Origin of the sequence: Candidatus Blochmannia ocreatus, from assembly GCF_023585745.1 — a bacterium.
GTDB classification, from domain to species: domain Bacteria; phylum Pseudomonadota; class Gammaproteobacteria; order Enterobacterales; family Enterobacteriaceae; genus Blochmanniella; species Blochmanniella ocreatus.
Map to the genome: position 1 here is coordinate 535906 of NZ_CP097762.1, position 25034 is coordinate 560939.

Here is a 25034-nt window from a genome sequence, read left to right on the forward strand (position 1 = left end):
AATAAAATTATCAATCCATTCTTCTATATATTTAACACTATAGTTAATTACTCTAATGCACACTAATTAACACAATATATCTAACAACTCAACTAACTAACAAATACATATAAATTGTTCTAAAAATATATTAAATGTATTAAATTAATAATTGGTTGCGGATAAAACCCAAAAAACAGTATACATACAGTTATAATGATCACTGCTATACCTACTACGCTAGTTATCCAATTTTTTTGAGACAATACAGAAATATTGCAATTATTATTAATAAACATACTTTTTACAGGCGCTAAGTATAGGTTTATTATTATTCTTAAATAATAAAATATACCAATAACACTATTTATAGCTACAAAAACAGTAAACCACCATAATTTACTGTATATTCCAGACATAAATATGTAAAATTTACCAATGAAACCTAATGTCATAGGAAAACCAGATAAAGATAACATTGTTATTGTCAATAATATTGACAATATAGGATTTTTCCAAAAAAGACCACGATAAACACATAAATCATATACACTATTTTTAGTAAAATTACTTTTATAAATAACAGAAAATATGGAAATAATACCGAAAACCCCTGTAATAGATAACACGTAACTAATCAAATATATTCCAAGAGCTTCTGCAGTAATTAAATCAAATTTAAATTTCATTGCCGAAATAATTCCAATCATCATGTAACCTATCTGAGCAATAACAGAATAAGCAAGAAATCTCTTGATATTGCATTGCCCAATAGACATCAAATTCCCAAATAATACAGAACAACATGCTGATCCAGATAAAAATACATATAATATATTTTGATATTGATCAGGAAAAATCATAAATAAACGAATTAAAATTGATAAAATAGCTATTTTGACACTAGTAGTTAAATACAATGCGACAGAAGACGATGACCCCTGATATATATCAGGGACCCAAAAATGAAATGGTACCAATGATAACTTAAATCCAAATCCAACCATCAACATACTTAATCCTATTAAATATATAGGTTGATATGCAATAAAATATTGCGAGTGTACAATATTACTAATACCTAAAAAAGATAAACAATTAGAAACAGTATATATTAAAGCTATCCCAAACAACATAAACGACGTAGATATCCCAGATAAAATTATATATTTAATACTTGCTTCTAAAGAAAATTTTTTAAAATAAGAATAACCAATTAATCCAAATAAAGGCAAAGAAATTAATTCAATCCCCAAAAATAAAATAACTAAATGATTTGCAGAAATTAATAAAATTCCACCAATATTTGAAATTAATAATAATAACAAAAACTCATCACGAACATTTGGATGATTTAATAAATAATTATAAGACAATATAACACTAACTATACTAGATAGTAATATCAATATCCCATAAAATATAGTTGTATTATCTACATATATTAATTCTAAAACATTCCTAGTATTTTGGTGCCAAATTAACCAAAAAGATACAACAGATAAACTTAGACCAAAAATTGTCAAAAATGTATGAAACAACAAATTTCTCTTGTATATTGAAATAAATAACATGATAACAATAGTAGTTATTCCAACAACCATTACAGGTAACAGCACTATACCTGTTTCTAACATCATAATCATGACGAAATATAACCTAATTGGGAATAAATAATCTCTATTTTTTCAACCAAATATTAAGATATTTCATAGATTCATGTGAAATATCTAAAATATATTTTGGAAAAAATCCAATAAAAAAAATGCTTATTAATAAAAAAATAGCAATCAATTTTTCTCTAAATTCCATATGTTTTAAACCGATAAAACTCACATCTCTAGGATTAGAGATATAAAAAATCCCATAAAATATACGTTGCATTAAAAGTAAAGAATATATAGATGAAAATACTATCCCAAAACAAACTATTATTGTAATAATAGGACTTACCCGAAAATTACTACACAAAACAGTAACTTCCCCAACAAAATTCCCAGTCCCTGGTAATCCTAATGTTGCTAAAATAAAACATAAAAAAAATGCTGGAAAACAACTCATTTTATTCCATAATCCTCCCATAAAACGCATATCTCTAGTGTGTAGACGCTCATATAATTGTCCGCATAATATAAACATTCCAGATGCAGATAAACTATAGGAAACCATCAGTATTACTGATCCCTGATAAGACATCTCCAGACCACTATAAATAGCAATTAGTAAAAACCCCATATGAGATATACTAGAATATGCAATTAAACGCTTAATATCAGTTTGCGCACAAGCCATATAAGCTCCATAAAAAATATTTAACACACCTAAAAACATAGCAATCGGAGTAAAAGACTGTGAAGCATATGGAAATAATGGTAACACAAATCTAAATAAGCCATACGCTGATATTTTTAATAACATTCCTACTAAATCTACGGATCCAGCGGTTGGTGCATAACAATGCATATCCGGCAACCAACCATGAAATGGAACTATGGGCATTTTTACTGCAAAAGCTAAAAAAAAACCCAACATTAATAAATACTCTACATTTCTCGGCAAAACTATGTGCAATAAGTCTTGATAATTAAAAGACCAAATACCATTCATTCTATAATTTATAGAAGCAAGTGTAATAATAGAAATTAACATTAATAATCCACTACACTGAGCATAAATAAAAAATTTAACAGCAGTATTAATACGCACATTACTATCTATATCATTATGTCCCCATAACGATACTAAAAAATACATTGGAATTATTATCATTTCCCAGAAAAAAAAGAATAAAAACATATCAACTGATAAAAATACACCAATTACTCCTCCTATTATCCACAATAAATTACAATAAAATAAACCCTGATCATGTTTAATTTCATTCCAAGAACATAAAACAGCCATGCATCCTATAAATCCAGATAACATAATCATCAACGCAGAAAGCCCATCTAATGCTATATGCAAACTAATACCAAACCTTGGTATCCACGGATAAGAATATTCTAATTTCCATTTCGGAAAATTCGTGTATATATTGGTAACACTAGATGCATCATCCCAATGCAATCGCCATAGAAATATAATAAATAATAATATTATACCTGAGCTAAACAAAGCTATCCAACGCGGTAGCCAACAGGCGACGCGCTCTGTTCGCCAACATAAAACACTACAAATAAAAGGAATAAGTATTAAGATAATTAAAAACATTATGATTTATTCATCTCTTTAAATATGTCAATTACTATGTAATATATTTATAAAAACACAAATATAGTAACAATTAATATTGTTATTGCTCCTATATTCATAGATACTATATAACAACTTATTTTTCCATTACTAATTAATACCAAAATATTTTTTAACCAACACAAAAACCATACCATAGTTTTTGTTACCATATCTAATGGATCACAATCAGACAATTTCTTTACTATAAATAAATATGGTTTTACAAAAGTAAATTTGTATAACCAATCAAATCCCCAACCATAATAACATAACAAAATTATATGTCGTTTTATTAAACATAAAATATTACTATTAATTACCTTGCGCGACCCAACAAATTTTTGGGGAATAGAATTCTTCCAAAATACTGATGCTACCCAAATAGAAAAAATACTTAACACTCCAAATATCAATCCATAAAATATTTTAATATAACTAAAATACTCATTTATTCTGATATTTATAGCATCTATTGATATAGGTAATGTGATCCAACTACTAATAAATGTAGAAAATATTAATAATATAATTAAAGGAAAACTATGAGTTATTTTATTCTTACATACACATAAATGATTTTTTTTTAACCCATGAAAAATTACAAAAATCATACGAAATGTGTATATTGGAGTTAAGATAGCTCCTAATAATCCGGAAAAAAAGAAAAAATAGTTATTACTGAATAAAGTTTCTAACATAATCATTTCTTTTGAATAAAAACCAGAAGTAATTATAGGAGCACCAGATAAAGATAAACCACCCACTAAAAAACAAATATATATTAACAATACCGATTTATATGAAACTCCCATCTTAAAAATATTTTGTTCATTACGACAAATATAAATCAATGACCCCGCCGCTAAAAATAACAAAGCTTTAAAAAAGGCATGAGTCATTAAATGTAGCATTGCTGCATACCAATGCCCACCTCCTAATGCCAGAAACATATATCCTATTTGACTTACAGTAGAATACGCTAAAATTTTTTTAATATTACTTTGTAATAATGCTGAAAAACCAAATAACACTATTGTTAATGATCCAATTAAACCGATTAAATATAATATTTTCGGAGTTACCAAAAAAAAATTGCTCATACGAATTATTAAATATACCCCAGCAGTTACCATAGTAGCTGAATGAATTAATGCTGAAACCGGTGTTGGCCCAACCATTGCGCTTATTAACCAATTCTGTAAAGGCAATTGTGCCGATTTACCAAGAGCTCCAATCAATAACATAAAAGATATCCACGCTGTTAAATTTCCAAAATTATCATGTGATACATACTTTAATTCTAAACCTATTAATTCACTAAAATTTAAAGTGTGATATTGATGATAAATCATGAATAAAGCACATAGCATGCATATATCTGAAAAACGTGTAATAATAAATGCTTTTAAAGCAGCTATGCCATTAATTTTATTTAAATGATAAAACCCAATTAACAGATAACTACATAGTCCTACAACTTCCCAACCAAAATACATTAATAATAAATTCTCTGATAATACTAAAAGCACCATATTTGCTATGAATAAATTAGTATATGCAAAAAATCGAGCATACCCCTCGCTACCACTCATATACCACGCTGAATACACATGAATAATTAACCCAATACCAATAATTATTGATAACATTATTAATGATAATCCATCTAATCTTAACGATATCGGAATACATACAAAATCCATAGGAATCCAATTCCACATGTTTTTGATAAAAACAAAATTTAAATCATCATAAAAACTATGATACGTATCAAATATTATATAAATAGTAACAAAACTTGATAGCCCTATAGATCCGACCCCAACTGCTGCAGAAATATTCTCTGACCATTTCCCCTGAGAAATAGCCAAAACAACAAATCCCAACAACGGAAACAATATAGTTAATTCAAGAAAATTCATCCACGCATCTCTCCAATATTGTCGGTATGTAATGTACAATAACGACGATATAATTGAAGTAATAAAGCTAAAGCAATGGCAGATTCAGAAGCAGCTAAAGTAATTATTAAAATATACATAATCTGACCGTCTGTTTGATTTGTATATGCTCCAACTATTACAAAAGCTAAAGCAGCAGAATTAATCATAATTTCTAGGGACAATAAGACAAATAACAAGTCACGCCTTATTATTACTCCTATTAAACCTAAAAAAAATAAAATTACAGATAAACTTAAACCATGCGATAAAGGAATCATATCCTATTTTCTTTTGACTTACTAGATACACTATAATTATTAGATAACTTATGTTCTTGTGCTAAATAAAAAACCGAGATTAAAGCACCTAATAATAAAAAAGATGCCAATTCTACTATAAATATATAAGGACCAAATAATGCTATACCTACTTGTTTAATGCCCACTGCTTGATTTTGTATACTTATAAAAGAATTTGGAATTTTAAAACATACATATAGTACAATTGCGCATAAAATACTATTTAAAATAATTATACCACAGCACCAACTAAGTTTTATAAAATTATTTTTACCTGTATTTTTTATGCTAAATATAATGTTATTAGTATTAAGCATCATGACAGAAAATATAAACAAAATCATAATAGCTCCAGCATATATAATTACTTCTACAGCGCCAGCGATAGGTGCTCCTACAATAAAAAAAATACAGGATATTGCTAAAAAAGACATTATCAAAAATAATAATGCATATACTGGATGACGATTGAGTATGACACATATTGTAGAAATTATTGCTAAAATCCCAAAAAAATAAAATAAAACTACCATTTTATATTCACCTACACAATTTTATAAAACTAAGGTAATATATTTTTGACATTTATAGGAACTGATTCATTATGTGCGCTACCTTTCTGTTTGCCTATATATGCATGACCAGCAAATTTATAAAAATCATAATTATGTTGTTTACCAGGACCTGATATTAATAAATCAGATTTTTCATATACTAAATCACGTCTTTCAAAGTCACTCATCTCAAAATCTGAAGTTAATTGTATAGCTTCTGTGGGACAAGCTTCTGCGCACATTCCACAAAAAATACATCGAGAAAAATTGATTCTAAAAAATTTAGGATACCATCTTCCATCAGATCTTTCCCCTTTTTGCAAAGCAATACACCCGACTGGACAAGCAGCAGCACACAAATTACAAGCTACACAACGTTCTTCACCAGCTGGATCTCTAGTTAACACAATACGTCCTCGATATCTAGATGATGGAATATATGGAATATCTGGATACATTTGAGTTTCACGTTTACTAAACGCTTGTTTTCCTATCATCCATACACTACGCAAAATAGATACAATATCTAGAACAAATCTTTTTAGGATCATCATAATAATATCACCACATTAAAAATAATTATATTAAAACAATAAATGCAGTACTCAATAAATTAATCATTGCGACAGGAAAGAGAACGATCCAACCTATTCGCATAATTTGATCATAACGTGGTCTAGGTAATGCTGCACGTATTAATATAAATAATACTAAAAATAAAAACACCTTAGCAGCAAACCAAATAAATGGAGAAAAAAATGGACCCTTCCAACCCCCAAAAAATAACACTACAATAAAAGATGCAACCACTATCATAGTAATATATTCAGAAATAAAAAACAAACTAAATTTCATACCCGAATACTCAATATGATAACCATCTGCTAATTCTTGTTCTGTTTCTGGTTGATCGAACGGGTGTCTATGACATAAAGAAATTCCTGCAATGAAAAATGTAACAAATCCTAAAAATTGGGGTACTATATTCCATATATAACATTGATCTTCAACAATTTTTTGTAAATTAAATGATCCAGATTTTGCAACTACACCCATTACAGACAATCCTAAAAACACTTCATAACTTAATGTTTGTGCCGCAGCACGTACAGCGCCAATTAAAGCATATTTATTATTACTAGACCAACCAGCTAATAATACTGCATACACCATTAATCCTGATGTCATTAAAAAAAATAACACACCAATATCACAATCCCAAATTAACCAAAAAGGAGTAAATGGAATATACAACACATTTATTAATGATAAAATAAACGCAACTGTTGGAGCTAAAATAAATATAGTACGATCAGAAAAAGGAGGAATCCAATCCTCTTTAAAGAGGATTTTAATTAAATCAGCTAATAACTGTAATGATCCATGCCAACCTACTCGATTAGGACCATAACGATTTTGAAACAACGCTAACAATCGACGTTCTAAAAAACTCATATATGATCCAAAAAACACCATTATAAATAAAATTAAAAATGCTTGAATAACTGCATATAAGCATTGCATAATATTTTCTCAACTATACACAATCATAATATAATTCCTGATACATCATAAGCATACATACCAGATAAAAACACTGGAATATCTGGAAAACCTATTGGTAATCCAATATGATGTATAGGCAAATTATGACTTAATTTTATAGGTAAACATAATATTTGCTCAGAACACGTAAATCGAAGTAACATATTTTCTTTTATTTTTAAATAAGAAGCATCTCGTGGATTAAGCATAGCATAAGGACCAGGCATACAATCTCGGATTGCCTGAGACTTCTGAGAAGTTTCTTCGCTACCAAATAAATGCCAATACGGCACAATTGTCCATTGTTTAACATGTTTAACAGACTTATTGATAGATTCAGGAATTATATTAAACCAATTAAACTCCCTAATATTATTATCATTACAAATTATTCTAACTCCTGGATTACCAGAACATAAATTGCCACCTACTTCATCTTGAAATTTATTCCAAGCTTGAGGCGAATTCCAACCAGGAGCCCAAGCAAATGCTATTTGCTTATGTAAAGATTTAACATTATGACTGCCTTCCATAGAAAATGAAAACATTGTATTCTTATCTTCTACAGTATAAGGTTCATGTACATTACTATTTGCATGAATAGCCGTACGACCACTATAACGATGTGGAGCACGTGCTAATTTTTGACCATAGACACGGAATGATGCATCCGGCGCAGCTTTTTTAATATTTACTAACTCTGGAAAAATACAAATAACAGAATCTATTACTTGATCAATACACAGATTTTCTGTTCTAACATTATTTAAATAATAATCCTGTATCAAATACAACCATCTCCAACTCTCTAATACAGTTGCATTTTTGTTATAATCACACGATTTGAACAAACGAAAAAACCTCTGAGCCCGCCCTTCATAATTAATCACAGTCCCATCACTTTCAGCAAAACTAGATGATGATAAAAATAAATCAGCTTTTTTATGAATCACATGATATTGATGATCTAACATAATTAAATAATTAATCTTATTTAATATAGCATTAACTTTATTTTTTGAAGCATGACGATATAAATCATTTTCCAATACAACTAAACCAATAGACTCAGTATTACTATTACAAATATCTATAACAACATCATCAAGATTTTTTTTACTTAACACCATTGCACCAATACTATTCACATCACTTACAATAAAAGTAATACCCACATTACTACCGCGATTTCTTAAAGCATAAGCAATATTCGCGGATGCTGTAATTAATTCCTTACTACCAGCGTTACTTCCAGAAATAATTAACGGCTTACGTGCTTGCATCAATATATTTACAGCTACCTCTAATTTTTTATTTAATTCAGTATCAAAATCTTTAACTTCAGGCGCATTACCATCTATTGCGTGTGCAATAGCAAAACCAAACCTTGCCTGATTTTGTAGTGAATCATAATAAGTCAATATCGCAATATCATCTAATTTAGTTTTATCTATTCCAGTAATTAACAAAAAATTATTTTTAAAATTTTGAGAATTATTTAGAACAGCAGCTGATTGCCAAGAATAAATACCTTGCTTCTTTGACTGATCAAAAAGATTACTTTTCATTGCTTGACGCACTGATAATGCCATTCGAGCGCCAGTTTGAGTAATATCTTCACCTAATATTAATATAACATCATAACTTTCTATTTCATGCAAAGTCGGAATATAAAAATTCTTATTACACAATATTTGATATATTAATAATAACCTTTCGTATTCAAAACCACTAATGCCAATATAAAAGTTCTCTGAACCCACTAGTTGTGATAAAGCAAAATTACTTTCTATACTAGCACGAGCAGAACCAATACCAATAATTCTACTACAATTATTTTTTAAATTATCTGCTGCTAATTTTACAGCCTGCATACTATTTAAAATAACCCAGTCATCACCTTGTTTTTTGATAGGATTCTTGGGGTTTTCAGAAAAATTTACATAATCACAACCAAATCTTCCACGATCACACAAAAAATAACCATTAATATCGCTATTATATCTATTTTCAACGCGACACAAATTACCATAACGCTCACCTATAATAATATTACATCCAATACTGCACTGATGACAAATACTAGGAGCAAATAAAGTATCCCATTTACGCGTATAATACTTCGACTGAGTTTTATCAGTAAAAACGCCTGTGGGACATATCTCTATTAAATTTCCGGAAAACTCACTTTGTAACATACCATCCTTGACTCGTCCAAAATAAATATTATCATGTACCCCGAACACCCCTAAATCGTCACCACCAGCATAATCTTGATAATAACGAATACAACGATAACATGTAATACATCGATTCATTTCATGTGAAATCAATGGTCCTAAATATTGATTATAATGCGTGCGTTTAGAAAATCTATACCGACGATATGTTTGACTAACCATGACCGTTACATCCTGAAGATGGCAATTACCACCTTCTTCACATACAGGGCAATCATGTGGATGATTAATCATTAACAATTCTATTATATTCTTTCTGAACTCTTTTACTTCATCATCAAAAAGTATAAAAAAATTACCTGGAGATATTGAGGTCATACAGGACATAACTATATTTCCAGATCCACTATTATATTGCTCAATATTGGCATATTGTTTTACCGCGCATTGTCTACACGCTCCAATACTTCCTAACACAGGATGCCAACAAAAATAAGGAATATCAAACCCAAGAGATAAACATACCTCTAATATATTTTTAGAATTCTCTACTAAATATTTCTGTCCTTCTATATAAATAGAAACCATCATTTCAATATACCAATATATATATTATATACATTACAATACTAGTATTAAATATGAATAAATATATCTTTTAAATATATTAACCACAACCTATCTTCAAAAAAAGATTAATCCAATTGTATAAAATTAATATCATTATTCATTTTTTTACACATATTAAATTCACAAATACCCAATTCAAATTCATGACGAAAATATTTTAATGCGCTTTTCAAAGGACCTACAGCTCCTGGTGCGTGTGCGCAAAAAGTTTTTCCAGGACCTAGTAAATAACATAATCTTTCTAATAACTCTATATCCCCATTTTTGGCCTTTTTATGTTCTAAAGCAATTAATAATTTTACTATCCAAGGTAATCCATCTCTGCATGGAGTACACCATCCGCACGATTCTCTAGAAAAAAACTCTTCCAAATTACGCATGAATGACACTATACTTACAGTATTATCTATTACTATAGCCATACCTGTCCCAAATCTACTACCAAGATTCTGAATATTTTGAAAATCCATCGGTGTATCTAAATTAGTTTGCAGTAAAAAATCTGTACTAACACCACCTGGTTGCCAGGCTTTTACAAAAAATCCAACACGCATACCCTGAGCATAATCTTCTAAAATTTCTCTAGCAGTTGTTCCAAAGGGCAATTCCCAAACTCCAGGATTATTAACTTTTCCAGAAAAACCCATCAATTTTGTACCAGAATCATTACTGTTTTTGGCAGATAAATTTTTGTACCAAGACACTCCATGCTCAATAATACCTGGAATATTACATAATGTTTCTACGTTATTCACACAAGTCGGTTTACCCCATAAACCCATATCACTCGGAAATGGGGGTTTAGCCCTAGGTATACCACGACGACCCTCTAATGAATTAATTAATGCTGTTTCTTCTCCACAAATATAACGCCCTGCACCAGTATGCAAATATAAATCTAAATTAAATCCGCTATTTAAAATATTTTTGCCAAGCAATCCAATTTCGTGAATTTCATTAATAGCGCGTGTTAAATATGCGGCTGCTGTCATATATTCATATCGTAAAAAGATATACGCACAAGTTACCTGTAAAGCATAACTTGAAATTAATATTCCTTCTAACAATAAATGAGGTAAATTTTCCATCAAAAATTTATCTTTGTAGGTACCCGGCTCCATTTCATCTGCATTACATATTAAATAACGAGCATCATTAGATTTATTTTGAAACATTATTGACCATTTTGTCCCAGTAAGAAACCCACCACCACCACGACCCCTTAAACCAGACTCCTGAATTAATTTCACTATCTCCTCTGGAGACATATAATTTATCGCTGTATATACTGATTTATACCCATTTTTAGCCTTATACTCACGTAACCATACAGGCTTTTTTTTATCAAAATGCATTCTCCAAGTTAACGGATGACTTTCTGGACGAACATTATTATGTATTTTACTCATAAATACTTTCCTAATAATTTTGAAATTGTCTCCGGTACTACATAACAATAAATATCTTGATTTACCATAATTACAGGAGCTTTATCGCACATCCCTAAACAACAAGTCGGTAATAAAGTAAAATTATTATCTGCAGTCGTCTCTCCTGCGCATATCCCTCCTAAAATATTAATTAATTTATTTTTAATATTTTCATACCCAGTAAGGTAACACACTGCACTATCACAATAACGAATTATATAACGTCCAACAGGCTGACGAAAAATTTGATTATAAAAAGTAGCTACTCCCTCTAAATCAACAGTGGAAATACGCAAAATTTTTGCAATAGATACTATCGCATTGTCTGATACCCAACCCCTATTTTTTTGCACAATTTTTAAAGCTTCAATAGAAGCTGCACGATTATTTTTGTAAAAAGTACACTCCTTTCTAATAGCATTATGTTCTTCTGTGCTTAGCTGAAAATCATGCGTACCACTTGTTTTTCTAACAATTTTCTTATTATAAATATTGATATTACTCATATTACTCCAACATTAACGATCTACATCAGACATAACAAAATCAATACTACCTAAATATACGATTAAATCCGATATTAAGCTACCACGAATTACAAAAGGAATCTGCTGTAAATGTGGAAAACTCGGCGTACGAATACGTGTACGATAACTCATAGAACCACCATCACTAATTAAATAATAACTATTAATACCTTTGGTAGCTTCAATCATTTGTAATGATTCATTGGGAGGTATTATCGGTCCCCAAGCTACTTGAACGAAATGTGTAATAAGTGTTTCAATATGTTTTAAAGCATATTCTTTTATAGGAGGAGTGGTCAACGGATGATCAACTTTAAAAGTTCCCATAGGCATATTCTGTAAACATTGTTCCAAAATTCGCACACTTTGATAAATTTCTTCTACCTTTAACATAACTCTACTATATGAATCACTAATTCCATTGCCTATTGGAATATCAAAGTCAAAATTTTCGTAACCAGAATAAGGACGTACTTTACGTATATCAAAATCAATACCAGTTGCACGCAATCCAGCTCCAGTTATTCCCCAATCCAAAGCATCTTGTGCCGTATAAGCTCCTACACCACAAGCACGTTTTTTTAAAATACTATTTTTTAACACCGATTTCACATAAAAATCAACACGACTCGGTATCCAATCTAAACATTTCTTTAATAAAGTACTCCAATTTTTAGGTAAATCATTTGCAAGTCCTCCTATTCTAAACCATGCTGGATGCATACGGGCTCCAGTAATTAATTCAATAACATCATAAATTTTCTGCCGATCAGTAAATGCTAAAAACACCGGCGTCATAGCGCCTACATCCTGTAAGTAAGTACTAATATATAACAAATGACTATTAATTCTAAATAATTCTGACAACATAACGCGAATTACTTTTATTCTATCTGATACAGTAATGCCAGCAAGTTTTTCCACAGCTAATATATACGGCATTTCATTGATACAACCGCCTAAATACTCAACACGATCAGTATAAGGTATATAACTATGCCAAGTTTGCCTTTCTCCCATTTTTTCCACACCTCTATGGTGATAACCAATATCTGGCACGCAATTTATAATTTCTTCTCCGCTTAATTGTAAAATAATACGAAATACTCCATGTACTGACGGGTGATTAGGACCTAAATTGAGAAACATAAAATTTTCATCCTCATTATATTTCCGCATTCCCCAATCTTCTGGTTTAAACAATAATGCTTCCATTGCTAATTTTTCTTTTTCTCTATTCAAAGTAAAAGGATAAAATTCTGTAGCGCGAGCTGGGTACTCTTTACGTAAAGGATGTCCTACCCAATCTTTTGGCATAATAATACGTCTTAAATTAGAACGATACTTAAAATATATTCCAAACATATCCCAAATTTCTCTCTCATACCAATCTGCGTTCATAAATACAGATACTATTGTAGGAATATGTAAAGATTCTTCAAATAACGGAACTTTTATGATTATATCATTATTACGCAATATAGAAATAATATGATAAAATACTGTGAAATCTGATTTAGGTAACCCATCACGATGAGTACGCAATCTCTCATCTATTGCGTGTAAATCGTATAACATAACATATGGTTGTGAGATTTTTTTTAAAAATTTTAATACAGCAATTAATATTTCACGTTTAATCCAAATAATCAAAGATTCCTGTATACAAGTAGTTTGTATAGTAAAAGAACTAGCACCAAACACAGAAAATAAAGCATTTAATACTGATGAATAATGATTCTGAATATAAGACTGTTGTTGTGTATATTTATTGCACATTCTATGTATTATAGATTACATAATTTATTTCAAGTGCTGTTAATATTACCAATACTAATTAATACTACATATGACTTTATTAACGACAACAATAAAACCAATCATTCATTTTCAGAATCTAATATAGTTTCAGCCATACGTTTAGCACTTTTATTTTGACGTTCTGATTGCATATTTTTTTTATATATACCCGTATTACCTAAAACCCAAGACAATGGACGTCTTTCTTGGCTAATTGCTTTCTTTAATAATAACAAACCTTGAATATATGCTTCCGGTCTAGGAGGACAACCTGGGATATAAACATCCACTGGCAAAAATTTATCTACTCCTTGTACCACTGAATAAATATCATACATACCACCAGAATTAGCGCAAGCTCCCATAGAAATCACCCACTTGGGCTCTAACATTTGATCGTACAATCGTTGAATCACCGGAACCATTTTAATAAAAGGAGTACCCGCGATAACCATAAGATCTGCTTGTCTCGGTGATGCGCGTAATACTTCAGATCCAAATCGAGCTACATCATGAACCGAAGTGAATGCCGTAGTCATTTCAACATAACAACACGACAATCCAAAATTATAAGGCCATATAGAATTACTGCGACCCCAATTCACAATTTTATGTAACATTACACTTAATTTTCCAAAAAAAAACATTCCGTTGTACTTTTTCTTCTAAAGGATCAGAGACAACATAATTTTTTTGTAGAGGATACAAATCATTTTTTTATCATTACTAGTTTTAGCTACTGTTAAAGTATACTTCATAAATTATTCCTGATAAAATGCTCTAAAGCATTAATAATTATACTAAATAATACTAATAATTATTTTTTGATATAGTCACAGGCTTTTTTATCCAATTAAACACATCCATTCTTATTAAATACAATAAACCTACCAACAAAACTAACACAAAAACAAACATTTCGATAAATCCTAACCATCCAACATCACGTATAGATATCGACCATATATATATATATACCTTCCACATCAAAAATTACAAAAACCATCGCTATCAAATAAAATTTTATAAAAAATTTAACTTTTACGCTCCCTAAAGACTCAACACCAGATTCAAATGGTACATTTTTAGAATACGCAATAGAACGCCCGCCTAAAAAATGTCCACACAATAACATAAAACCACACAAAATTATAATTCCAAATACAAATGCTAGAATACCACAGCATTGAGGACTTAAACATATCATACAATCCCACCACACACATTGACCAAATAATAATAATAAATTTTATAAAAACTTTTTTGATATTATTAATAATTTATTCATACAATGCAAAATTAACTTAATATTCTAACTAATTATTATATCATATAATATTCCTATATTTAATCACACTATCTGAAGTTAACATTATAAAAACCTAATTATAATATTATATTAATAAAATATAATGATATAAACCTATACTATTATAATAATGTTTATCAATATAAAATTCTTAATATTCTAATAATGCAATTTTTTAATTATAGAAATAACTGAAAAATTACGATTTTATTGCAATACCATACATAAACAATCTTGATTTATATTAAACATAAATATTAATTTACATTACAAAAAATTTTTTATCACATAATCTATGTGCATACAGACAATCATGTTAATTATGACTAATATATTATAATAATATCTTAATATAATTAAGAATTATCTTTATAAATAATATTCTTCAGACAATGCTTTAAATAAGTAACTGTTTGTCATATATAACAAACATCTATTTGTTTTAAAACTGGACTTACAGCATAAAACGATCCAAACACTACTATACAATCTTCACATGATGAATCTAATACTGCTTTGTTTAAAGCATCTAATATACTATCAAATTTTTGAACATTACAATTTATTAAATATTTAGAAAAATCTGAACAACTAGCAGAAAACGGTGTATTTAAACTCGCACAATACCAAAAATTTACTACAGAACGTAAATAATAAATAGTTCCTGAAATATCTTTATGTTTTAGCATGCCTATAACCATTCTTATGGTACCTAATTTTTTTGAAAAAAAAACAACTAATTTTTTAATTAGAAAATTAGCAGCATGCGGATTATGCCCAACATCTAATATGATAGTCGGTTTTTTCCTAATAATCTGAAAACGCCCAGGCAAAAACGCTGACTCTAACCCTGCGTGTATCTCCGATTTAGATATCAAAAAACTTGATTGTTTTAACGCGCTTAATGCAACAGCAGCATTTTCTACGGGAATTTTCGGAATCGGTAAATTATCATATATTAATTTATAATTATCTGCTTTACTCCACCAAGACCATTGGTTTTTAAAAACTTGAAAATCCCAATCACGTCCTCTTATGAAGAGAGAAGTTTTAAAAAAATTAGCCCTCTCAATAAGAGAGTATGGACAATCACTATCACCAATTATTGCTGGTTTATTAAATCGAAATATTCCAGATTTTTCTCGTGCAATCATTTCACGACTGTTACCTAAAAATTCAGTATGATCTATTCCGATATTTGTAATAACAGAAATATCAGCATTAACAACATTAGCAGCATCTAATCTGCCACCCAATCCAATTTCAAGGATGACTACATCTAATGTATATTGTTTAAATATATATAAAGCAGACAAAGTAATAAATTCAAAATAAGTTAATTTGATAAAACCACGAGCCTTTTCTATAGTTGAAAACGCTTCAACATGAATACTATCTGATAATTCTCTACCACAAACTCGAACTCTTTCGTTATAAGATAATAAATGAGGAGATGTATACAAACCAACCGTAGTATTATTACGCAATAATATAGTTTCTAGAACACAACACGTAGTTCCTTTTCCATTGGTACCGCCCACTAATATTACATACTCTGCTGGATGAATTAAATCAAGAGCTATAGCTAAAGCACGTACTCTATTAAGATTTAAATCAATAGTTGCACTATGCAAATTCTCAATATAAAGCAACCATTCTATTAAAGACGACTGCGCAGTAACAACTATGTTCATTAAAAAATCTCATATATAGTAATTATATAATAATAAGATATAAATAATTAAATAAAAAAATCAATTAAAAACCTTTGGGACTGGTTGTTGAGTCAACTTCGCTAATAAACTTGCTATTTTATATCTTAAATCCAATCTACGTACAATTAAATCAATCGCGCCTTTTTGTAATAAAAATTCACTTTTTTGAAATTCTAATGGTAATTTTTCCCGAACAGTCTGAGCAATAACTCTAGGACCAGCAAACCCTATAAGTGCTTTAGGCTCAGCAATATTTATATCGCCTAACATAGCTAAACTAGCGGACACCCCCCCCATAGTAGGATTAGTTAAAACAGAAATATATGGTAAACACTCTATATATAGATTAGCTAACGCTGCGCTAGTTCTAGCCATCTGCATTAAAGATATAAAAGCCTCTTGCATTCTAGCACCCCCGCTAGCAGAAAAACAAACTAAAGGACATCTTAAAGACAAAGCTCTGTTTACTGCTAGCACAAAACGTGCTCCTACTACTGAAGACATAGATCCGCCTATAAAATCAAATTCAAATGCCGCAACAACAATGTTCATACCATATAATTTACCTTGCATTACTACTAATGCATCTTTTTCTTTTGTTATTTTTTGTGCTAAGATCAATCGATCTTTATATTTTTTTAAATCTTTAAATTTTAAAATATCTTTAGGACTTAATTCAATAGCTAATTCCGACGCACTTTTTGGATCTAAAAAGGATAATAAACGAACCCGAGCTGAAATTTTCATGTGATTATCACATTTAGGACATACTTCTAAATTACGCTCTAATTCTTTTTTATATAGCAATTGCCCACACAAATCACATTTGGTCCATATACCCTCTGGAATTTTTTTTTTGCGAGTCGGTATAATTGTCTTCTTGCTAAGAATACGTTCAATCCAGCTCATCATAAACCTTATATAAAAGAAATGACATTTTCTTTACTCTAAATAAAAAATTGCATAATCTTATCTACATAAGATAAAACTATTATACAATAATATATTATCTTATTTTCAATAATCATTGACTTGAATAAATATCCACGCCAATAAACTATAAAAATAAAATTAATACAACAAAAAATTATTTATAAAAATTTTTATAAAATATCAATATAATTTTACCATAATTCTATCTAAATAATATTACAAAACTCTAACAATAAATATACATAGAGCATTCATTAGTATTCCGGTAATAACTCATCTACACCCGATGAAGGAATAGAAAAATGCATAGGATATTTTACTTCTAGAAAATATAACCCACTAGATGGAGCTATAAAACTGACTGCATCCGCCTTGCCACAACTTTTTAATACTTCTAATATCCAGATTTCAGGTTTTTCTCCGCAACCTACTCTTACTAAACAACTTACAATTTTTCTGACCATATGATACATAAAAGAATTAGCCTTAACATCTATAATAACATATTGTCCTTTACGTATAACATGTAGATGATACATTCTTCGGTATGTAGAGCGAGATTGACATCCTTCAGAGCGAAAGGCAGAAAAATCATTCTCTCCTAATAAATACTTAGCAGCATTAATCATTTTATTAATATCTAAGTATTTCTTATAATGCCAAGTCTTCTGAAATAACAATGCAGATCTTATGCAACTATTGTATATAATATAACAATAACGACGAGATATTGCACTAAAACGCGCATGAAAATCCTTATCCACTGGTTTTACCCAACGAACACAAATACTTGATGGCAAATAATGATTGACTCCTAATATCCAAGCAGATTGTTCACGTTGTACATTAGTTTCAAAATGCACCACTTGTCCTAACGCATGAACTCCAGAATCAGTACGACCTGCACAAAAAATTGTTATTGATTCAGATGATACTTTTTTTAAAGCTCTTTCTACACAATATTGTACACTAAGAGAATTTTTTTGTTTTTGCCAACCACAATATTCAGTGCCATCATATTCAATACCTAAAGCTAGTCGTATCATAATGTTTAAATTAAACGCATTTTTAAACTATTATTATAATATTAATTTCCCCATCTAAAAATAAATAGAATATGTGTAAAATACCACTAGCCAATCATTAAAATAATTATAAAAATTACATTAATTTTTATAAAAATTATTACAATTTGTTTCTTAAACAAACTATGTGTATTTATCTTAACAATTACTAAAAATTATGATACTTATATAAATGTGAGATATTCCATACACAATATAAAAATAGAATTTTTCACATTACCTAATGTAACATAAAATAAAAATCTAATAACAAAATTAATATTAATAAAACTATATTTTAGTTATATGTAATATCTATAATTTCAACAGAAAACCCTTCATTTTAGTAATTAATTACATATAAATGATGTATAAAAATTTCTGTAAAAAATTGATATTATCTATAAAATCATAAAACTATGAAATATAATATTTTATATATTTAATTACACAACACTAAAACCTAATTTTATTAACATTTCATAAATACAATCTACACAAGTCTTGACACACAAAGATGACCACTCTCTCCGAGATGCATAACAACTACGTATTCTATCAAAACCTCCTAATACATTAGCAAAATTTCTTAACATATTATCGTCATAATTTATATTATAAATTAACTTAATTAATCTATTTAATAAAATTTCATCCAATTTTTCTTTTACTTGTATATCATGAATAATAGAACGACCTAACACAGATATATTCTCTGTCTCTAAATCAGAGAATCCAAAAAAATTGCAATACTCATTATATACCCGCATTATGCTACGAATTTTGCTCTCAATAGTATAACCAGCTATATGTGGAGTACCAAGATCTACATACGATAATAAAGGAACTGATACTATTGGTTCTGATTCCCACACATCTAAAACAACATTTAATTTTTTACCATTTTTTAAAATTTTTAATAATGCGCTGTTGTCTATAACAGCGCCTCTACAGGTATTTATTAAAATACTGTTATCAGGTAAAGCATCTAAAACATCAAAATCGACCATATGCCATGTAGGATAATACCCCTCCATAATTAATGGAGTATGTAAAGTTAAGATATCCACTTCTGACACTAATTTTTCAAAAGATTTCCAAGATTCGCTGGTATTTAATTTTTCTAATGGAGGATCGCATAATAAAGTCTGCACACCGAAACTACATAATCTTTTATTCAATAAACTTCCAATATTACCAACCCCTACAATTCCAATCACCTTGTCACGTAAAAAAAAATTATCACGCGATGCTAACCAAAATAATGCTGCAAAAACATATTCCACTACTGCTACTGCATTACTTCCAGGAGTATATACAAAATTAATCCCACAATCCTTCAAATAATTACAATCAACATGATCGATGCCAGAAGTTACAGTACCTATAAATTTTATAGCACTATTATTTAACAAAATTTCATTAACTTGAGTGATAGAACGTACTATTAATATATCTACGTCTTTAACATCTCTATTACTAATAGAACGACCTTCACATAATTTTACTATATTATGCAAACCAAATAACCTATTAATATAGGGTATATGCTTATCAGCTAAAATCCTCAAAATAATCTCCTTAACTACTCTCCTCTATATAAAATAAATAATAAGTAATTTTAAATTATTTTTATTTAATATAAAACAACAACCCCTTCCAATAGGGATACATTATATTGCTATGTTATAGCAATATAATTTATTGACGATATCATAAAATTTCCAAATTTTATTTTGACAAAATTCCAATATTTATTACTAATAATAAACTATATTTTTCAATAAAATAATCAATGTTTAAATAAAAAATACCAAAATATATTTTTTCACTTATATCAATAAGAACTAATTAAATTATTTAACATTACTGATGGTCAATATACTAATTATGTTTTTTCATCACTAAAGTAGCATTAGTTCCTCCAAAACCAAAACTATTACTCATAACAGTATTTAATTTACAAAAAATAGATTTATTAACAATAATTTTCATATTATTTATGTATGGGTCCAAATTATTTATATTAATGCTTGGAGCAATAAAATTATTTTCTAACATTAATAAAGTAAAAATAATCTCATGTACTCCCGCCGCACCCAATGAATGACCAGTTATTGATTTAGTAGAAGAAAACGCAGGATGTTTATTACCAAAGGTTTCACGGATTGCCCAAATTTCTTTAATATCACCTATTTGAGTCGATGTTCCATGTACATTTAAATAATCTATTGGAGTATTTATATCACACAAAGCTAATTTCATGCATCGCATCGCCCCTTCTCCAGAAGGCACAACCATGTCACATCCATCTGATGTAGCACCATATCCAATAATTTCTGCATAAATATGAGCGCCACGACTTACAGCATGTGTCAATTCCTCAACTACAACAATTCCGCCGCCTCCAGCAATTACAAAACCATCTCGATCAATATCATAAGGACGAGATGCCATTGCTGGCGCTATATTGTATTTAGTAGATAATGCACCCATCGCATCAAATTCACATGCCATTTCCCAACATAATTCCTCTCCACCTCCAGCAAAAATAATATCTTGTTTTCCTAATTGGATTAACTCAAATGCATTGCCAATACAATGTGTAGATGTAGCGCACGCAGAACTTATAGAATAACTGACGCCTCGAATTTTAAACGCCGTCGATAAACAAGCAGATACGCCGGACGCCATAGATTTCGTCACCATATAAGGACCAACACCTCTTAACCCGCGCAAACGCATTCCATCAGATCCAGATACTTGATTATGCGGTGAACCTCCACCAGAACCTACTATCAATCCTGTTTTATTATTACTAATCATATTTAAAGATAACCCAGAATCTGCAATTGCTTGCTCCATAGATAAATATGTATAAACAGCTGCATCACTCATAAATCGAGCCACTTTTCTATCAATCAATTTTTCTATATTTAATTGCTTAATACAACCCCATACATGACTGCGCATACCAGATTCTTTTAATTCTTGAGAAAAAGTAATGCCAGAACGACCATTTTGTAAAGCTGTTAAAACCTCATGTTTATTATTTCCAATACTTGATATAATCCCTAAACCAGTTATAACAACACGTTTCATTTTTAATACACCTCGCTCTCATTATAGTAACTATTCCATAATAATAAAATGACACTTAATCTGACAAAATATCTATTTAAAATGTAATTATAGGGATTATTGATACAGAAAATAAATTTATTATAATATTATAATAAATAACTTAAAAATATTTTTATATTAATTAAAACTAATTCTCAACACATAATACACCTTTACTTATATAAAAGTCATAACATAAACCATACTTATGGTTACGATTTTTTTAAAAAAATCAATAATTTATACACGTGATATACATAGTCTTTAATCAAATAAATAATAAATTTTTAACCATCTATATCTAATGGATTAAATAATAAAAATTAAACATGTTATAATATTTACTTATATTATATAATCATATCTAGTACTGTATAACTTATCACTCTTTAAACGCTTATATATAATATACTCGATGAAATATCTATCTATACTTATCTAATTCGGATATCAAATATAATATGCCAAATTAGTTTATATATAATATAATAAAATATTTATCACTAGACCACTATAATAGTAGTTACACATAATTTAAAGTTAAAACTAACATTTAAATTTAAATATAGCAATCCTATATATTAAACAATTCATGCATTGCATTAAATTACAAAATTTAATATATAAATATTACCTAATTATATTAAAATAATACTTTATTAAATATCTAGAAATAGACATATGTCAAAATATTTTTCACATAAAATATTGAACCTACCATCGTGGTAAATACTGCAATTTATGAAAAACGTAAAAACAGAAAAATTAACAGAAATAATAACAATATTAGACATATTACGGTGGAGTAGCAGTAAATTTAATTCTGTCCCTATTTGTTATGGACATGGTACTGACAATTTTTGGGACGAAACGCTACATCTAATTCTCAGTGGTTTAAATTTACCTATAAATATTCCAACTGAAATGTATCACGCCCGATTAACTACAAAAGAACGCAATAAATTAATACAATTAGTTTTTCGTCGAATTATACAAAGAGTACCAGTCCCATATCTTGTTAATAAAGCTTGGTTTTGCGGACTAGAATTCTATGTAGATAAAAGAGTATTTATACCGCGTTCTCCAATTAGCGAATTAATTATGTCATGTTTTCATAATATATTACCTGATAAACCACATCGTATACTAGATATTGGTACCGGCAGCGGATGTATTTCGATCGCTATTGCAATGACTAATCCAAATGCTATAATAGATGCAGTAGATATTTCTATAGATGCACTAAAGATAGCAGAAAAAAACATTAAATACTATAATTTAGAAAATCGTATTACTCCTATACATTCTGATATATTTAGCAATATACTAAAACTAAAGTATGATTTAATAATCACTAACCCTCCTTATGTAAATAGTACAGATATATATAAATTACCAAAAGAATTTCTTTATGAACCTATAATAGCTTTATCCGCAAATAAAAAAGGCCTCAGTATCATTAATAAAATCCTTAAGAATGCGATACACCATTTAAATCAAAATGGTATTTTAATATGTGAAGTAGGTGTAGCTAAAACGGCATTAATAGAACATTATCCTAATGTACCATTTCAGTGGTTACAATTTACTAATGGCGGAGAAAATGTATTTATGTTGAATTATGAACAAATATTATCTTTTCATTACCACACATTTACAATGAGGAATATTTAATCATGGCTGGAAACAGTATTGGACAAATTTTTAGAGTTACGACATGCGGAGAATCACATGGTCCTGCGTTAAGTGGTATTATTGATGGCATGCCACCTAATTTTCCTTTAACAGAAAAAGACCTACAATATGATCTAAATAGAAGAAGACCAGGATCTTCCTCGTATACTACTACAAGATCAGAATTAGATATAGTGAAAATTTTATCTGGAGTGTTCAAAGGAAAAACAACTGGTACTAGTATTGGTTTAATGATACAAAATACTGATCAAAGATCCCAAGACTATGAAAATCTTAAATACTTATATAGACCTGGTCATGCAGATTACACATATGAAAAAAAATATGGATTAAGAGATTATCGAGGCGGTGGACGTGCATCAGCTCGTGAAACAGCTATGAGAGTAGCAGCAGGAGCTATAGCTAAAAAATATCTTCTAAATCAACATAATATAAAAATTCGAGGATTTTTAGCGCAAATTGGTAATATACACTGTACTCTACAAGATTGGAAACAAGTAAATAAAAATCCATTTTTTTGCCCAAATACTGAACAACTAAGTATATTAGATAAATTAATAACAAACTTAAAAAAAACTGGAGATTCTATTGGAGCTAAAATAACAATAGTAGCAGAAAATATACCTATAGGATTAGGCGAGCCTGTATTTGATAGACTTGATGCAAGTTTAGCGCATGCAATTATGAGTATTAATGCAGTAAAAGGCATAGAAATTGGAGATGGTTTTTCAGTAGTCACACAACATGGAAGCGAACACCGAGATCAAATTACATCAAATGGATTTAAAAGTAATCATGCTGGTGGCATATTAGGTGGTATTAGTAATGGACAACCTATTATTATGAATATTGCTATAAAACCAACATCTAGTATTAGCATACCAGGAAAAACTATTACAAATACTAATGAAAATGTAGAAATTATTGTAACTGGTAGACATGATCCTTGTATTGGAATAAGAGTTATTCCAATAGCAGAGGCTATGACATCTATTATTTTAATGGATCATTTATTGAGATACCGAGCGCAATGCGGGACACAACATCATATATAATTATGAAAAAATTTCA

18 protein-coding genes and 2 pseudogenes are annotated in these 25034 nt (G+C 29.2%); 2 read left to right on the plus strand and 18 right to left on the minus strand.

Annotated features, from left to right (window positions below):
- Positions 1–119: 119 nt before the first annotated feature.
- From M9405_RS02335 to fabB, 18 genes and pseudogenes are all read right to left on the minus strand, one after another.
- Positions 120–1625, minus strand: coding sequence for an NADH-quinone oxidoreductase subunit N (locus tag M9405_RS02335; RefSeq protein WP_250223104.1), 1506 nt, complete (start codon positions 1623–1625; stop codon positions 120–122).
- 34 nt (positions 1626–1659) lie between these two features.
- Positions 1660–3192, minus strand: a complete 1533-nt coding sequence (nuoM, locus tag M9405_RS02340; protein WP_250223105.1) for an NADH-quinone oxidoreductase subunit M — start codon at positions 3190–3192, stop codon at positions 1660–1662.
- Between the two features lie 47 nt (positions 3193–3239).
- Entirely contained in the window at positions 3240–5138 is a 1899-nt protein-coding gene (gene nuoL, locus M9405_RS02345; RefSeq protein WP_250223106.1) for an NADH-quinone oxidoreductase subunit L, read from the minus strand.
- Positions 5135–5437 carry an NADH-quinone oxidoreductase subunit NuoK gene (gene nuoK / locus M9405_RS02350; protein ID WP_250223107.1) on the minus strand — a complete coding sequence of 101 codons (303 nt, stop codon included), beginning with the start codon at positions 5435–5437 and terminating at the stop codon, positions 5135–5137. The genes nuoL and nuoK overlap by 4 nt, the downstream gene beginning before the upstream one ends.
- Entirely contained in the window at positions 5434–5991 is a 558-nt protein-coding gene (locus M9405_RS02355) for an NADH-quinone oxidoreductase subunit J (RefSeq protein ID WP_250223108.1), read from the minus strand. Before M9405_RS02355 ends, nuoK begins: the two co-directional genes overlap by 4 nt.
- A 29-nt stretch (positions 5992–6020) precedes the next feature.
- Positions 6021–6563: an NADH-quinone oxidoreductase subunit NuoI gene (nuoI, locus tag M9405_RS02360; RefSeq protein WP_250223558.1), complete on the minus strand. Its 543-nt coding sequence runs from the start codon at positions 6561–6563 to the stop codon at positions 6021–6023.
- 28 nt (positions 6564–6591) lie between these two features.
- Positions 6592–7536 (minus strand): NADH-quinone oxidoreductase subunit NuoH, encoded by a 945-nt coding sequence (gene nuoH, locus M9405_RS02365; protein ID WP_250223109.1) that lies wholly within the window; start codon positions 7534–7536, stop codon positions 6592–6594.
- Between the two features lie 23 nt (positions 7537–7559).
- Entirely contained in the window at positions 7560–10325 is a 2766-nt protein-coding gene (gene nuoG, locus M9405_RS02370) for an NADH-quinone oxidoreductase subunit NuoG (protein ID WP_250223559.1), read from the minus strand.
- Between the two features lie 107 nt (positions 10326–10432).
- Entirely contained in the window at positions 10433–11776 is a 1344-nt protein-coding gene (gene nuoF, locus M9405_RS02375) for an NADH-quinone oxidoreductase subunit NuoF (protein WP_250223110.1), read from the minus strand.
- On the minus strand, positions 11773–12303 hold the full coding sequence (gene nuoE / locus M9405_RS02380; RefSeq protein WP_250223111.1) for an NADH-quinone oxidoreductase subunit NuoE: 531 nt from the start codon (positions 12301–12303) through the stop codon (positions 11773–11775). The genes nuoF and nuoE overlap by 4 nt, the downstream gene beginning before the upstream one ends.
- A gap of 12 nt (positions 12304–12315) precedes the next feature.
- Complete coding sequence (gene nuoC / locus M9405_RS02385; protein WP_250223112.1) at positions 12316–14103, minus strand: NADH-quinone oxidoreductase subunit C/D; 1788 nt, start codon at positions 14101–14103, stop codon at positions 12316–12318.
- 101 nt (positions 14104–14204) lie between these two features.
- Positions 14205–14882, minus strand: a pseudogene (locus M9405_RS02390) (NuoB/complex I 20 kDa subunit family protein).
- Positions 14883–14934: 52 nt separating this feature from the next.
- Positions 14935–15331 (minus strand): annotated as a pseudogene (gene ndhC / locus M9405_RS02395) (NADH-quinone oxidoreductase subunit A).
- A 518-nt stretch (positions 15332–15849) separates the two neighbouring features.
- A complete protein-coding gene (gene folC / locus M9405_RS02400) occupies positions 15850–17127 on the minus strand; it encodes a bifunctional tetrahydrofolate synthase/dihydrofolate synthase (RefSeq protein WP_250223113.1) in 1278 nt (425 codons plus the stop codon).
- 60 nt (positions 17128–17187) lie between these two features.
- Positions 17188–18057 (minus strand): acetyl-CoA carboxylase, carboxyltransferase subunit beta, encoded by an 870-nt coding sequence (accD, locus tag M9405_RS02405; RefSeq protein ID WP_250223560.1) that lies wholly within the window; start codon positions 18055–18057, stop codon positions 17188–17190.
- Positions 18058–18335: 278 nt separating this feature from the next.
- On the minus strand, positions 18336–19127 hold the full coding sequence (gene truA / locus M9405_RS02410) for a tRNA pseudouridine(38-40) synthase TruA (RefSeq protein WP_250223114.1): 792 nt from the start codon (positions 19125–19127) through the stop codon (positions 18336–18338).
- 464 nt (positions 19128–19591) lie between these two features.
- Entirely contained in the window at positions 19592–20716 is a 1125-nt protein-coding gene (locus M9405_RS02415) for a 4-phosphoerythronate dehydrogenase (protein WP_250223115.1), read from the minus strand.
- A gap of 313 nt (positions 20717–21029) precedes the next feature.
- Positions 21030–22247, minus strand: coding sequence for a beta-ketoacyl-ACP synthase I (fabB, locus tag M9405_RS02420; protein ID WP_250223116.1), 1218 nt, complete (start codon positions 22245–22247; stop codon positions 21030–21032).
- 762 nt (positions 22248–23009) lie between these two features.
- Here fabB and prmB point away from each other — a divergent pair.
- Positions 23010–23942, plus strand: a complete 933-nt coding sequence (prmB, locus tag M9405_RS02425; protein WP_250223117.1) for a 50S ribosomal protein L3 N(5)-glutamine methyltransferase — start codon at positions 23010–23012, stop codon at positions 23940–23942.
- A 2-nt stretch (positions 23943–23944) separates the two neighbouring features.
- Positions 23945–25018 (plus strand): chorismate synthase, encoded by a 1074-nt coding sequence (gene aroC, locus M9405_RS02430; protein WP_250223118.1) that lies wholly within the window; start codon positions 23945–23947, stop codon positions 25016–25018.
- The last annotated feature ends 16 nt before the right edge of the window (positions 25019–25034 follow it).